Consider the following 757-nt stretch of genomic DNA (forward strand, 5'->3'; position numbering starts at 1 on the left):
GAATTATTTGGTTTGTTGGATAAAAAATAGTAATTAGGAGGAATAATTTGTGGAATTAAAATGCTTAACATGTAACTCAGAAATCAACTTAGGCGAAGGTTTAATTGAGGGGGAAATTGTAGAATGTGATTCTTGCGGACAAGAACATGAACTTGTAAAAGATGGTAATTTCTTCAAACTAGAATTTGCTCCTGAAATCGAAGAAGACTGGGGAGAATAATTTGCTAAAAATTATTTTGTCAGTAACTTTTGTTAGAGAAGAAGAAAAACAAATAGTAAATAGCCTTAAAGAATATGATGTTGAAGTAGTGATAATGACAGAAAAAAACAATCATAAATTATCCTATTTGCAAGAGTTTAATTTAGCAATAATTCGTAATTTATCTCAAGATATGTGTTTACAAAGAGCAAAGTTATTTGAATCTTTAGGTATCAAATGTATTAATACATTTGATACCATCAAAATTTGTACTGACAAACTAATACAATCTAATATTTTTTCTAWTCATAATTTACCTACACCCGAATTTGAGGCTATTTTTCCAGAAACAACTTTTCCAGATCTATATAATAAATTCAAAACCCCATTTGTAATTAAACSCGTTAATTCCTCWTGGGGTAGAGGTATTGTTAAAATTGACAGTCATAATGATTTTATTTTGTGGAAAGAAGTATCAACTTCTTTAGATCTCAAAAATCAAAATTATCCATACCTTGCTCAAGAATATATTATAAAAGAAAACTATGATATTAGAGC

General features: G+C 28.0%; 2 protein-coding genes. Both read left to right on the forward strand.

All coding sequences use genetic code 11. From position 1 onward, the window contains the following. Positions 1 to 49: 49 nt before the first annotated feature. Complete coding sequence (locus tag A6013_RS25780; RefSeq protein WP_000420547.1) at positions 50 to 220, forward strand: alpha-aminoadipate/glutamate carrier protein LysW; 171 nt, start codon at positions 50 to 52, stop codon at positions 218 to 220. 1 nt (position 221) lies between these two features. After that, positions 222 to 757 (forward strand): hypothetical protein (locus A6013_RS25785; protein WP_217629466.1); only part of this gene is annotated, 536 nt, incomplete at its 3' end.

The organism is Enterobacter sp. IF2SW-B1 (assembly GCF_001743375.1).
Taxonomy (GTDB): domain Bacteria; phylum Pseudomonadota; class Gammaproteobacteria; order Enterobacterales; family Enterobacteriaceae; genus Enterobacter; species Enterobacter bugandensis.